We start from the raw sequence: 13,143 nt of genomic DNA, 5'->3' as shown, positions 1-13,143 counted from the left end.
GGTTAGTGAAGCCAGTTAGCCTAACTCAGATTATTAGTGAATTATACTTAATCGTTAGCACAATAATTAAAAAGTCTTGTAGATATTCTGGTTAAAGAGCGCAAAAAAGTGGTACTGATTTTATTAAATTTACTTTCTACAGATTAATTCTACTATTTATATATTTTTTCATTTAGACGTCTAGACGTAAAGATGTTGACTTTTTTTGTGGTTTAAGCCAAATTTAGTCATACCACTTTCAGCCTTAGATCCGTTATGCCAATTAGAATTCCAAGTAATTTGCCAGCACAAAATGTCTTAAACAAAGAAAATATCTTTGTGATGGATACTCAGCGCGCCGCCACGCAAGATATTAGGCCTATGGAAGTGGGCATTTTGAATTTGATGCCGAATAAAATGGAAACCGAAGAGCAGTTTTTGCGTTTGCTTTCTAATACACCTTTGCAGGTGAATATCGATTTAATTCGTATCGATAACCAAGCACCTAAAAATACTCCAGCAGCCCATATGGATAATTTCTATGTGGAGTTTGATGATGTAGCGAATAAGAAATATGACGGCTTAATAGTGACGGGTGCTCCTTTGGCGCATTTGGCTTATCAGGATGTGAAATACTGGGAAAAAATGACTGTTATCATGGATTGGGCGCGCCGTCATGTGCAATCTACTTTATTTTCTTGCTGGGCTGCTCATGCGGCAATTTATCACTTTTTTGGAAAAAACAGAAAGCTAAGAGACCAAAAACTGAGTGGTGTTTACCAACATTTTGTCCAGAATGAGCACGACGAATTATTACGAGGTTTTGATCCCGCTTTTTACGCGCCGCAATCACGTTATGGCGAAATAAGTCTAGCAGATTACGCCTCCATACCTGGTTTGAATGTGTTAGCTAAGTCGCGAGAAGGTGGGGCTTACATAGTGGCGTCGGAAGATAAACGTTTGGTATTTGTCACTGGGCATCCAGAATACGACCCCGAGAGTTTAAAACAAGAATACCAAAGAGATTTATCGACTAATGGTCAGCCGCAAATCCCAGTAAACTACTTCAAAGAAAACGATCCAAATAAAGAGCCTATTGTGAATTGGCGAGCCCACGGCAGTTTATTGTTTACAAACTGGTTGAACTATTACGTTTATCAAAACACGCCGTATGATTTGGCTCAGCTATCTGAGTAACAAAGCTAATTTAATTAGGTAGAAGTAAAGAGGAATGACATTGAGTCACAGCATTGCCGAGAAGAAATTGATTGACGCAGCAAACAAGCGAATTTTGTTGCTCGATGGCGCCATGGGCACCATGATCCAAGAGCATAAATTAGAAGAAGCAGATTACCGAGGTGAGCGTTTTGCTGATTGGCACTCAGATGTCAAAGGCAATAATGATTTATTAGTTTTAAGTCAGCCTAAGATTATTTTTGACATTCACTGCGCCTACCTTGAAGCGGGGGCTGATATTATTGAAACGAATACATTCAATGCCACCACTATCTCAATGGCCGATTATAATATGCAAGAATTGGCCAAAGAAATAAATATTGAAGCCACTAAATTAGCTAGGCAAGCGGCAGATAAATTTACCGCGCAAACACCCGATAAACCCAGGTTTGTTGCAGGGGTTTTAGGGCCAACTAGTCGTACTGCGTCGATTTCTCCAGATGTAAATGATCCTGCTAAACGTAACGTTACTTTTGATGAGTTAGTTGAAGCTTACGTAGAAGCCACCCATGGATTGATTGAGGGTGGGGCAGATTTGATTATGGTAGAAACCATTTTTGATACTTTAAATGCTAAAGCTGCGGTGTTTGCTGTGCAGAGCGTTTTTGAAGAGCTTAATGTTGACTTGCCAGTGATGATTTCTGGCACCATCACCGATGCCTCTGGACGTACTTTATCCGGTCAAACGTCGGAAGCTTTTTATTATTCAATGAATCATGTTGAGCCATTTTCATTTGGTTTAAATTGTGCCTTAGGGCCTGATTTATTACGTCAGTATGTAGAGGAGATTTCCCAAGTATCTGAATGTTTTGTATCCGCTCACCCAAATGCCGGTTTACCTAATGAATTTGGTGAATATGATATGGAAAGTGATGAGATGGCAGCGCACATAAGAGAATGGGCAGAGTCAGGATTATTAAATATTGTAGGTGGATGTTGTGGCAGCACGCCAGAACACATTGCCGCCATGGCTGAAGCGGTAAAAGATTACGCGCCTCGTAAAATAGTAAAACTAGAGGTGAAAATGCGCCTGTCTGGTTTAGAACCTTTTGTCCACTAGGCGGTTGTGATGAGTATTAATGAATTAAATAGTGAGCAATCCACTCAAAGCTCAGCAAATTTTATCAATGTAGGTGAACGAACCAATGTAACTGGTTCCGCCATGTTTAAGCGTTTGATCCTCAATGATGAGTACGAAAAAGCCTTAGACGTCGCTCGCCAACAAGTTGAAAATGGTGCACAAATAATAGATGTCAACATGGATGAAGCCATGTTGGACTCTGAAGCTGCAATGGTACGTTTTTTAAATTTGATAGCTTCTGAACCCGATATTTCTCGGGTGCCCATCATGATTGATTCGTCCAAATGGTCGGTTATCGAAGCTGGCTTAAAATGTGTGCAGGGCAAAGCCATAGTTAACTCTATTAGCTTAAAAGAAGGTGAAGAAAACTTTTTACATCAAGCTAAATTGCTAAAACGTTATGGCGCTGCGACTGTGGTCATGGCATTTGATGAAAAAGGGCAGGCCGATACCGAAGAGCGAAAATTTGAAATATGTGAGCGTAGTTATACATTGCTCACTGAAAAAATTGGCTTTCCTCCTCAAGACATTATTTTTGATCCTAATATTTTTGCCGTGGCAACGGGAATTGAAGAACATAACAATTACGCCCTAGATTTTATTAATGCGACTCGGCGTATTCGTCAAAATTTACCTCACGCCCATGTGTCGGGTGGTTTATCCAACGTGTCATTTTCTTTTAGAGGCAATAATCCAGTTCGTGAGGCGATGCATTCGGTGTTTCTATATCATGCGATAAAAGCGGGTATGGATATGGGCATAGTGAATGCTGGACAATTGGAAGTGTATGACCAAATTCCACCGGAACTAAAAGAAGCGGTCGAAGACGTGATTCTAAACCGCCATGAACAAGCTACAGATAATTTATTAGAGTTGGCCCCCAAGTATCAAGGCGACGGTAAAGCCGTTGTAAAGGACAACCTTGAGTGGCGTGAATTCTCAGTAAATAAACGCCTAGAACATGCTTTAGTTCGTGGCATTATGGATTTTATAGAAGAAGACACTGAAGCAGCTCGACTTGCAGCAAATAAGCCACTAGATGTTATCGAAGGGCCATTGATGGATGGTATGAATGTAGTCGGGGATTTATTTGGTGAAGGAAAAATGTTTCTTCCCCAGGTGGTCAAGTCTGCCAGAGTGATGAAAAAAGCGGTGTCTTATCTCAACCCTTATATCGAACTTGAAAAAGACCAAGGCAGCAGTAACGGCAAAATATTATTGGCCACGGTAAAAGGCGATGTACATGATATTGGAAAAAACATTGTTGGTGTAGTTTTGCAATGTAATAACTTTGAAATCATTGACCTTGGTGTAATGGTGCCTTGTGCTAAATTACTACAAGTGGCCAAAGACGAAAATGTCGACATGATTGGCCTCTCTGGACTCATTACTCCTTCACTTGACGAAATGGTGCATGTTGCAAAAGAAATGCAGCGCTTAGACTTTGACCTGCCGTTGTTAATCGGCGGAGCAACAACGTCTAAAGCTCATACCGCTGTAAAAATTGAACACAATTATCAACATCCAGTTGCCTATGTACCCAATGCTAGTCGAGCTGTAGGAGTGTGTCAGAAACTGATTACTCCTGAAAATCGTGCTATCTATGCAGAAGAACTAAAACTCGATTATGAAAAAGTGCGAGTGCAACACGCTAAGAAAAAACCTCGCACTAAGCCTATTACCTTAGAGCAAGCCAGAGAAAATGGTTTTAAATGTGACTGGGATAATTACCAGCCACCAGTACCCAAAAAGTTAGGTGTGACTTCAATTAGTGTTGGCTTAGCAGAGCTTGTAGATTACATCGATTGGACGCCATTTTTCTTAACTTGGTCTTTAGCAGGAAAATATCCCCGCATTTTACAAGATGAGGTGGTAGGTAAAGAAGCGCAAAATCTATTTAATGACGCGCAAGTTATGCTGAAAACCTTGTGTAACAATCCTAAGCTAAAAGCGAGTGGCGTTATGGGCATATTCCCTGCCAATCGTGTGCAAGATGATATTGAAATTTATACCGATGAGAGTCGCAGTGCAGTGGCTCATGTTGCTCATCATCTTCGCCAGCAAACCGAAAAACCCAAAGGGGCAAACAACTGTTTAAGTGACTTTATTGCTCCTAAATCATCAGGTAAAGCAGACTACCTAGGCGCATTTGCGGTTACTGCGGGTACTTGGGAAGATGAGTTAGCCAAAGAATATGAAGATGATGGCGATGATTACAATTCTATTATGATTAAATCATTGGCGGATAGATTTGCAGAAGCCTTTGCTGAATATTTACACGAAAAGGTACGTAAGGAAATTTGGGGTTTTGCCCCTGATGAGAATTTAACTAATGAAGAGCTGATCCGTGAAAAGTATCAAGGCATTAGACCGGCTCCTGGTTACGCCGCTTGCCCTGAACATACTGAAAAACAATTGATATGGGATTTGCTTGATACCGAAAACAATACAGGTATGAAACTGACAGACAGTTACGCCATGTGGCCGGGAGCTGCTGTGTCTGGTTTTTATTTCTCTCATCCTGAATGCAGATATTTTGCAGTAGCCCAAATTCAAGAGGATCAATTACTGGATTATGCCACCCGTAAAAACTGGAGTCGTTTAGAAGCGGAAAGATGGTTAGGGCCTAACCTGTAATAATGAATAAGGATTGTAATGACGGTGGATGATAAACCCTTTAGCCAAGCCTGTGAAAACAATAAGCAACCAATTTTTGAGGTATTGTATCGCGTATTGAGCGACACTAAGAAAGTGTTAGAAATAGGTTCTGGAACAGGACAGCACGCAGCTTACTTTGCTCCTAGGCTCAGTCACTTGACATGGCAAACAAGTGATATGCCAAATAATCATGATGCTATTAAGTCTTGGTTAGCAGATGTTCCTGTTCGCAACTTGTTAGCGCCTATTTCTTTTACTGTCGGTGTTAATCATTGGCCGTTAGGGAGTTTTGATGCAGTGTATACGGCAAACACGACTCATATTATGCAACCGTCAGAATCAAAACTTATGATGCAGTTAGTCGCAGACAACTTGCCTTTGGGTGGTGTTTTTTGCCAGTACGGCCCGTTTAATTTTCAAGGGCGATACACCAGTCAGTCCAACGCTGACTTCGATCAGCACCTTATGGAACAGGGCTGTGGTGGAATTCGAGATGTTGACGAACTGGTAGTTTGGGCTAAACCAATGAACTTATTAGAAAAAATTTCAATGCCTGCCAATAACTTCATGTTGGTTTGGCAAAAGAAATAGTTAAATGACATTTAGTCTTCTGTTTGTCTAAATGGTAGAAGTTTTTCGGCTTCATTTTTATATTGTGAAATTTGAGTGTTTTCTTGTTGAATAAACCGTCCAATGGCATCTTGGAATGCGGGTTCTTTGAGAGAGTGATTTGAGTAACAGTATATGGGCTCGAATCCTCTCAAGATTTTATGTTCGCCTTGTGTGCCCGGATTAAAATGAGCGATGTCTTGTTCAATACAGAACTCTATACCTTGGTAGTAGCAACATTCGAAGTGCAAATTCTGTACGTCTTGCAATGCGCCCCAGTAACGTCCACATAGCTGGTTTTTATCGTAAAAAAATAATGCACTTGCGATAGGTTGTTCATCTTTTAAGGCGATAACGAGCATTAGATTGTTATGCAAGTCTTTAAAAACCTTCTTAAAAAAAGATTCAGTTAAATAGCCGTTATGACCACTGCGTTTTAAATAAGTTTGTTGGTAACAGTGGTAAAAAAAGTCCATGAGCTCTTCGGTTAGATTCTCGCCATGTACGCGTACCACTTTAATACCTGAATTTGTTATTTTTAAACGTTCTTTTTTTACGTTTTTTCTTTTGCGGGAATTAAAATAAGTCAAATAATCTTCAAACGACGTATATTGATTATTAAACCACTCAAACTGAATTGACCTACGTTGTAATTGTCCGTGGGACAGCAATAACTCACTAAAATCTTGCTCAACAAACAACCAGTGCATGGAAGACATACCGTTTATTTCTAATTGATAATTAATTTCTTTGCATAAAATAGGTAGTAATTGCGATTTATCCACCTTTGAATCGAGCATTAATCTTGGGCCAGTCACTGGAGTGAAAGGGATCGCCGCTATCAACTTAGGGTAGTAATTTAATCCGTAGTGTCGATAGGTGTTTGCCCAAGCAAAATCAAATACGTATTCACCGTAACTATGAGTCTTTTTGTATAAAGGTAGGATACCCACAGCTAAGGAATTTTGATAAATCACTAAATGAAAAGGTTGCCACCCAGATTTTCCAGCAACGCAACCTGAAGTTTCTATGGCATGCAAGAAAGTATATTGGCAAAAAGGGCTACAACCACTCGCTAATTCATCCCAAACCGATTGACCAATTTGTTCAATAGAGGTGTTAAATTTGAAAGTGTAGTTCGAGCTTAATATTGACAATTTTTAGGTTAACCTTTTGCTAAGTTTACTACCCTAATATGGCAGAGAATGTCCCTAAGATCATCAAATAAACCATCCCAAGATTATTTGTGGTCAGAGAACACATTAAAGATGAATTGCTCGAAAAGTCTTTGTCGCCGGATTTAGGTCAAGATCTCAGGGTACAATGGCTGCGAAAATTCACTTGATATTAGTTGCTTCGAGTTAGCATTGAAAACCTTTAACAAAAGTACTCAAATAACTCCGCCAAAGGTATTAAACACCAGCAGAAACCACATAGATTTTTAAAATCTCATGGTTTTACACATTGAAAAATTCACAACGTGATTGAGTCCTCAAAAGGTTAACACTCTTTAGTGTTAACGCTAGCCTTAACAAAACACTACTAAACTGATATCTTTGGCGCGACTTCCAGTAATTATGCCGCATTGGGCATAATAGAACCCCATTAATAATTAACATTTCAGGATCGTAAATGAGTAAAACAACCGCCGAGATCCGGTGCGCATTTTTAGATTTTTTTGCCGCAAGAGGACATCAAAAAGTATCGAGTTCATCTTTAGTTCCAGCAAATGATCCAACACTTTTGTTTACAAATGCAGGAATGAATCAATTTAAGGATGTGTTTTTAGGCACGGAATCTCGAAGCTACAACAAGGCAACCTCTTCGCAACGTTGTGTGCGAGCGGGTGGTAAACATAATGATCTTGAGAATGTAGGTTATACAGCACGTCATCATACTTTTTTCGAAATGTTAGGTAACTTTAGTTTCGGCGATTACTTTAAAGCTGATGCAATACAGTATGCTTGGGATTTTTTAACCAAAGAGTTAAAGCTGCCTGCTGAAAAGTTACTAGTCACTATCTACCATGAAGATGACGAGGCTTTTGATATTTGGGCGAATACAATAGGTATTCCAGAAGAAAAAATCATTCGTATAAGTACCTCTGATAATTTTTGGTCTATGGGAGATACCGGCCCATGTGGGCCATGTTCCGAGATCTTTTACGACCATGGTGAACATATCTGGGGTGGGCCTCCAGGAACGCCCGAAGAAGACGGTGACAGATTTATCGAAATCTGGAATTTGGTATTTATGCAATTTAATCGTCAAAGTGACGGTACTATGCAACCCTTGCCAAAACCTTCTATTGATACAGGAATGGGCTTAGAGCGAATTTCTGCTATTTTACAAAATGTTCACAGTAATTATGAAATAGATATATTCCAGAATTTAATCGATGCTTCTGCCAAAATCGTGGGGGCAGACGATAAGCAAGATAAGTCTTTACGTGTTATTGCCGATCACATTCGTTCCTGCAGCTTCTTGATTTGTGATGGCATTATTCCTTCAAATGAAGGACGTGGATATGTGTTACGACGCATTATTCGTAGGGCTGTTCGTCACGGAAACAAACTTGGGGCACAAGGCATATTTTTCTATCGTCTTGTGGCAGCCTTAGAAACTCAAATGGCTGATGCTTATCCAGAACTAACCGCCAACCGCGAACTGATTGAAAAAGTACTAAAAACGGAAGAAGAGCAGTTTTCAAGAACGTTAGAGCGCGGCATGAGTATTCTTAACGAAGCGCTTAAGGAGTTGACGACTGATGTCGTACCTGGCGAATTAGTTTTTAAACTCTACGATACCTACGGTTTTCCAGCAGACCTAACTAACGATATTGCCCGTGAAAAAGAATTACGGATTGATGAAGACGGTTTTCAAGCCGCCATGGCTGCTCAGCGCAAACGTGCCCAACAAGCAAGTCAGTTTGATACGGATTACAATGAGCTACTAAAGTCTAATACCACTTCTGAATTTACAGGTTATGATCAGCGTAGTAGTCAAGCTGAGATAGTTGAATTATTTGCTAATGGCCAGAAAGTAGACAAACTACAAACGGGTGAAGAAGGAGTCGTTGTACTCAATAAAACCCCTTTTTATGCCGAATCCGGCGGTCAAACTGGTGATAGCGGTATGCTTAAAAGCGCCGAAGGCTGTTTTATTGTAAAAGATACGGTGAAACTCGGTAATGCTATTGCTCATAAAGGAACGGCGGAATCGGATTTTAAATTGGGTGATTTGGTACAAGCTGAATTTGATATACAACGTAGAGAGTCAATAAAATTAAATCACAGCGCAACACATTTATTGCATGCTGCGTTGAAAAAAGTGTTGGGGGAACACGTGAATCAGAAAGGTTCACTTGTATCCGATGAGCGTTTTAGATTTGATTTTTCTCACTTTGAAGCAGTGACAAGTGAAGAACTTCAACGTGTAGAAACCTTAGTCAATGAGCAAATTAGAGCCAATCTTTGTTTACAAACCAAATTAATGAATTTGGAAGAGGCGAAAGCTGCAGGTGCAATGGCTTTATTCGGTGAAAAATATGCTGAAGATGTACGTGTTGTGTCTATGGGTGATTTTTCAATGGAACTGTGCGGTGGAACACATGTCAATAGAACCGGTGACATTGGCTTCTTAAAGATTATTTCCGAAAGTGGTATTGCGGCGGGAGTAAGAAGGATTGAAGCCGTTACTGGAGCGAAGGCGCTGGATTTTGTGCAGAACCAAACTCAAAAAATTAGCGACGTGGCTGGGTTATTAAAAACGGATTCTCAAGGCCTAACAGCTCGACTTCAGCAAGTATTGGATCAAAATAAATTAGTAGAAAAAGAGTTGTTAAAGTTAAAGCAACAAATAGCCAGTAACGCTACGACTGATGTGTTGTCTGATGTCTTTGAAATTAAAGATGTGAAAGTACTGTCTACTCAATTACAAGGAGTCGAAGCTAAAGCGCTCAGAACGATGGTCGATGACTTTAAGAATAAGCTGGGCAGTGCAGTGATTGTTTTGGGAGTTGCCGAAGGCAATAAAGTTAGCTTGATTGCAGGGGTAACCAAAGATTTAGTCTCCAAAGTTAAAGCGGGTGACTTAATTAATTTTGTTGCGCAACAAGTTGGAGGGAAAGGAGGCGGTCGACCTGATATGGCACAAGCAGGTGGTACGCAACCACAAAATTTAGAAATAGCTATCGCATCGGTAAAAGCGTGGTTAGAAGATAAATTGTAAAAAGAATTTTTCGGTTGTTTTTTGTAGTGACAGCAAAAATAGGGAAAAACCGATAGGGTAAGTTTTCTGGCTATGCTGGTGATTTACACTAACTTTAAAGAAGGATTGTATTTTTAACGGAAAAGGAGCAATAGAATGCTAATTTTAACTCGTCGTGTAGGGGAAACTCTAATGGTTGGTGATGATGTCACCGTAACCGTTTTAGGGGTAAAAGGTAATCAGGTACGAATTGGTGTGAATGCGCCTAAGGAAATATCTGTGCATCGTGAAGAAATTTATATGCGTATCCAAGCTGAAAAGAATGTTCAACTAGCAGCTCATGAGCAGGCCGTGAGTACTGACGAAGATTAGAAGTTATTGGAATAAAAAAAAGCTGGGTAACCAGCTTTTTTTATGTCTCAAAAATTTAAATTTTCCCTTCAAACCTGACAAATAATAAGCACTTAGCTAATAATCGATTAAAATGCCAGCAAGCCGTCAATAACATCATAAAAAATGTTTGACTTACTCATGTGGATCGGTAAACTGCGGCTCCTCATTTAGGGAGACGTTAACTCTTAGTAAGACTCTTAGTAAGAGAACGGCAGCACAATACTTCGAATATCATTCTTAGTGTGTGATTCCAAAAATGAGTGTGAAATCTAAGTTCCGGAGAGGTGGGTGAGTGGCTGAAACCAGTTCCCTGCTAAGGAACCGTACGTTTATTCGTACCGAGGGTTCGAATCCCTCCCTCTCCGCCATTAGACTTAAATAGAAAACAGTTTATGCGCGTGTAGCTCAGCTGGATAGAGTACCTGGCTACGAACCAGGTGGTCGGAGGTTCGAATCCTTCCACGCGCACCATATTCAAAAGATTTTTTAGAAGATAATTAAAATTTAGTTATACTTCTAAAGCAAACCGGTTTAAGCGCGTGTAGCTCAGCTGGATAGAGTACCTGGCTACGAACCAGGTGGTCGGAGGTTCGAATCCTTCCACGCGCACCAACTATTAAAGCCCTTAAAGAGTATTCTTTAAGGGCTTTTTTATTTCTGTAAAAAACATATCAATTATGCAGTTAGTCAAACTGAATAGATGGTTTCTGCAAAGTGCGGTGGACCAAAGAAAATCGGTTGATAGTAATGGTCAATGATTGGATAGGTATTCACTATATCCGAATATTTTCTTATTCTTTATGCACTTTTCCTCTTGGCAGTTTGTTGTGTTTTCTCAGGCCCCATGGTACTTATCCCTTATGAAATGTTAATCTGATAAGGTTTTGTTTTTATGCAACCTGAAGTCGCAAATGCTCTCGCTGAAGCCGCCAATTTATTATTAGTTGGAATGGTCGTGGTGTTTCTATTTTTATCAATGCTAATTGGCGCCATTACCCTAATTGCGTGGTTGGTTAAATTGGTTCCTGATGAGTCATTAAAACCGATAGAAAATCGAGGCAAGTTGACAAACAGTACCTCAGCCAATAATCAAACTGTATCTCCAAAGATAGTCGCTGCGATTAGCGCAGCTATCTTTCAACATAGACAGTCTCACTAGTTAAAATTTTTTAAGGAATTAACTCGATGCGTAAACCCTTAGCGATTACAGATGTTGTATTGCGTGATGCCCATCAATCATTATTTGCAACCAGAATGCGTCTCGAAGACATGCTGCCAATAGCAAGTAAGTTAGACGATATTGGATACTGGTCATTAGAAACATGGGGAGGCGCGACCTTTGATGCCTGTATTCGTTATTTAGGTGAAGATCCATGGGAGCGCATTCGTCAGCTTAAAAAAGCCATGCCCAAGACTAAACAGCAAATGTTATTGCGAGGCCAAAACCTTTTGGGATATCGACATTATGCCGATGATGTCGTAGAAAAATTTGTTGAACGTGCACACGTAAATGGCGTGGATGTTTTCCGAATTTTTGATGCGATGAATGATATTCGTAATCTAGAAACTGCAGTTAAGGCGGCGATTAAACAAGGAGCACATGCGCAGGGCACTATGTCCTATACAGTGTCACCAGTTCATTCATTACAAACTTGGTTGGATATGGCCAACGAATTGCAAGATATGGGCGTGCATTCTATTTGTATAAAAGACATGGCAGGTTTGCTAAAACCTTATGAATGTGAAGAGCTAGTTTCTAAATTAAAAGAGTCAATTGAAGTACCTATTGCTATGCATTGTCATGCCACTACAGGTTTGAGTGTCGCCACTTATCAAAAAGCGATTGATGCCGGCATTGATATTTTAGACACGTCTATTTCATCAATGAGTATGACATACGGCCACACGGCTACTGAAACCGTTGTGTCTATTGTTGAAGGAACGGAGCGTGATACAGGCTTGGCATTGCCTGACTTTACCGAAATTGCGAGTTATTTTCGTGATGTGCGCAACAAGTATTCGCAATTTGAAGGTAGTCTTAAAGGCGTAGATGCGCGCATTTTGATTGCGCAAGTTCCTGGCGGCATGTTAACTAACATGGAAAGCCAGTTAAAAGAGCAGGGAGCCGAAGATAAAATGGACGAAGTACTTCTGGAAATTCCTAGGGTACGAGAAGATTTAGGCTTTATTCCTTTAGTTACTCCTACTTCGCAGATAGTGGGCACTCAATCCGTGATAAACGTGCTTACTGGAGAGCGTTACAAGAGTATTAGCAAAGAAACCGCAGGGGTACTTAAAGGTGAATACGGAGCCACTTCTGCGCCGGTTAATAAGGACCTTCAATCCAGAGTGCTGGAAGGTAAGGATGCTATTAAGTGTCGTCCTGCAGACCTAATCAAAGACGAGTTACAAACGCTCACCTGTGAACTGACTGATATTGTCCAAAAAGAGTCCATCCAAACTGCAGACAATTTAGTGGATGATGTATTAACCTACGCTTTGTTTCCACAAATTGGATTAAAGTTTCTCAAGAACAGAAATAACCCAGATGCGTTTGAGCCAGTTCCAGGCCATGTACCGGCTGGTTCTACAGAGCCTAAGCCAAGTACTACTGACGAGTCGAGAAGCTCAGGTGCAGCGTATTCTGTGCGTGTTGACGGTCAATTGTTTGAAGTTGAAGTGGCGCAAAGTGGAGAGTTGACTCAGGTACAAGCGGTTACTAACTCAGCGCCTCAAAAGGTAAGCTCTCCGTCAACTGAGCAAGTCTTAAATTCACCGTTGGCAGGCAACATATTTAAAGTGCTTGTTAATGAAGGTGATTCAGTCAATTCAGGTGACGTTGTCATCATCATGGAAGCGATGAAAATGGAAACCGAGATCCGTGCATCGGTCACGGGCGTCATTTCTAAAATCTCTGCAAAAGAAGGGGATGCCGTGCAATCAGGTCAGCCTCTATTAGCTATAGGGTAGGGAATTCA

At 40.5% G+C, this 13,143-nt stretch carries 9 protein-coding genes and 3 tRNA genes; 11 read left to right on the top strand and 1 reads right to left on the bottom strand.

Annotated elements, in window-relative coordinates:
• Positions 1-255 precede the first annotated feature (255 nt).
• The 4 genes from metA to ABJK37_RS16890 are packed head-to-tail and all read left to right on the top strand — an operon-like array spanning position 256 to position 5,545.
• On the top strand, positions 256-1,176 hold the full coding sequence (gene metA / locus ABJK37_RS16905) for a homoserine O-succinyltransferase (RefSeq protein WP_348356414.1): 921 nt from the start codon (positions 256-258) through the stop codon (positions 1,174-1,176).
• A 40-nt stretch (positions 1,177-1,216) separates the two neighbouring features.
• Positions 1,217-2,275 (top strand): homocysteine S-methyltransferase family protein, encoded by a 1,059-nt coding sequence (locus ABJK37_RS16900; protein WP_348356412.1) that lies wholly within the window; start codon positions 1,217-1,219, stop codon positions 2,273-2,275.
• A gap of 9 nt (positions 2,276-2,284) precedes the next feature.
• A complete protein-coding gene (gene metH / locus ABJK37_RS16895) occupies positions 2,285-4,933 on the top strand; it encodes a methionine synthase (RefSeq protein WP_348356410.1) in 2,649 nt (882 codons plus the stop codon).
• An 18-nt stretch (positions 4,934-4,951) separates the two neighbouring features.
• Positions 4,952-5,545 carry a DUF938 domain-containing protein gene (locus ABJK37_RS16890; RefSeq protein ID WP_348356408.1) on the top strand — a complete coding sequence of 198 codons (594 nt, stop codon included), beginning with the start codon at positions 4,952-4,954 and terminating at the stop codon, positions 5,543-5,545.
• An 11-nt stretch (positions 5,546-5,556) separates the two neighbouring features.
• Here the strand turns inward: ABJK37_RS16890 and ABJK37_RS16885 are convergent, their stop codons facing one another.
• Positions 5,557-6,720: a GNAT family N-acetyltransferase gene (locus ABJK37_RS16885; protein ID WP_348356406.1), complete on the bottom strand. Its 1,164-nt coding sequence runs from the start codon at positions 6,718-6,720 to the stop codon at positions 5,557-5,559.
• Positions 6,721-7,195: 475 nt separating this feature from the next.
• Between ABJK37_RS16885 and alaS the strand changes: the two genes are divergently transcribed.
• From alaS to oadA, 7 genes are all read left to right on the top strand, one after another.
• Entirely contained in the window at positions 7,196-9,793 is a 2,598-nt protein-coding gene (gene alaS, locus ABJK37_RS16880; RefSeq protein WP_348356404.1) for an alanine--tRNA ligase, read from the top strand.
• 135 nt (positions 9,794-9,928) lie between these two features.
• Complete coding sequence (gene csrA, locus ABJK37_RS16875; protein ID WP_215929124.1) at positions 9,929-10,144, top strand: carbon storage regulator CsrA; 216 nt, start codon at positions 9,929-9,931, stop codon at positions 10,142-10,144.
• A gap of 299 nt (positions 10,145-10,443) precedes the next feature.
• Positions 10,444-10,533 (top strand) — tRNA-Ser (locus ABJK37_RS16870).
• 26 nt (positions 10,534-10,559) lie between these two features.
• Positions 10,560-10,636, top strand: a tRNA-Arg gene (locus tag ABJK37_RS16865).
• A gap of 64 nt (positions 10,637-10,700) precedes the next feature.
• Positions 10,701-10,777 (top strand) — tRNA-Arg (locus ABJK37_RS16860).
• A gap of 280 nt (positions 10,778-11,057) precedes the next feature.
• The gene (locus tag ABJK37_RS16855; RefSeq protein ID WP_348356402.1) at positions 11,058-11,324 is read left to right on the top strand and encodes an OadG family transporter subunit; all 267 of its coding nucleotides are present in this window, start codon (positions 11,058-11,060) and stop codon (positions 11,322-11,324) included.
• A 26-nt stretch (positions 11,325-11,350) separates the two neighbouring features.
• Entirely contained in the window at positions 11,351-13,135 is a 1,785-nt protein-coding gene (gene oadA, locus ABJK37_RS16850) for a sodium-extruding oxaloacetate decarboxylase subunit alpha (protein WP_348356400.1), read from the top strand.
• Positions 13,136-13,143: the final 8 nt, after the last annotated feature.

Origin of the sequence: Paraglaciecola sp. (assembly GCF_039964565.1) — a bacterium.
Lineage (GTDB): Bacteria > Pseudomonadota > Gammaproteobacteria > Enterobacterales > Alteromonadaceae > Paraglaciecola.
Note: the sequence above shows the minus strand (reverse complement) of the source record. Positions and strands in the feature narration are given on the sequence as shown.

What these genes read in the sequence shown, in the direction of transcription:
- metA (WP_348356414.1), top strand. Translation starts at nt 256, where the DNA reads ATGCCAATTAGAATTCCAAGTAATTTGCCAGCACAAAATGTCTTAAAC.
- metH (WP_348356410.1), top strand. Translation starts at nt 2,285, where the DNA reads ATGAGTATTAATGAATTAAATAGTGAGCAATCCACTCAAAGCTCAGCA.
- ABJK37_RS16890 (WP_348356408.1), top strand. Translation starts at nt 4,952, where the DNA reads ATGACGGTGGATGATAAACCCTTTAGCCAAGCCTGTGAAAACAATAAG.
- alaS (WP_348356404.1), top strand. Translation starts at nt 7,196, where the DNA reads ATGAGTAAAACAACCGCCGAGATCCGGTGCGCATTTTTAGATTTTTTT.
- csrA (WP_215929124.1), top strand. Translation starts at nt 9,929, where the DNA reads ATGCTAATTTTAACTCGTCGTGTAGGGGAAACTCTAATGGTTGGTGAT.
- ABJK37_RS16855 (WP_348356402.1), top strand. Translation starts at nt 11,058, where the DNA reads ATGCAACCTGAAGTCGCAAATGCTCTCGCTGAAGCCGCCAATTTATTA.
- oadA (WP_348356400.1), top strand. Translation starts at nt 11,351, where the DNA reads ATGCGTAAACCCTTAGCGATTACAGATGTTGTATTGCGTGATGCCCAT.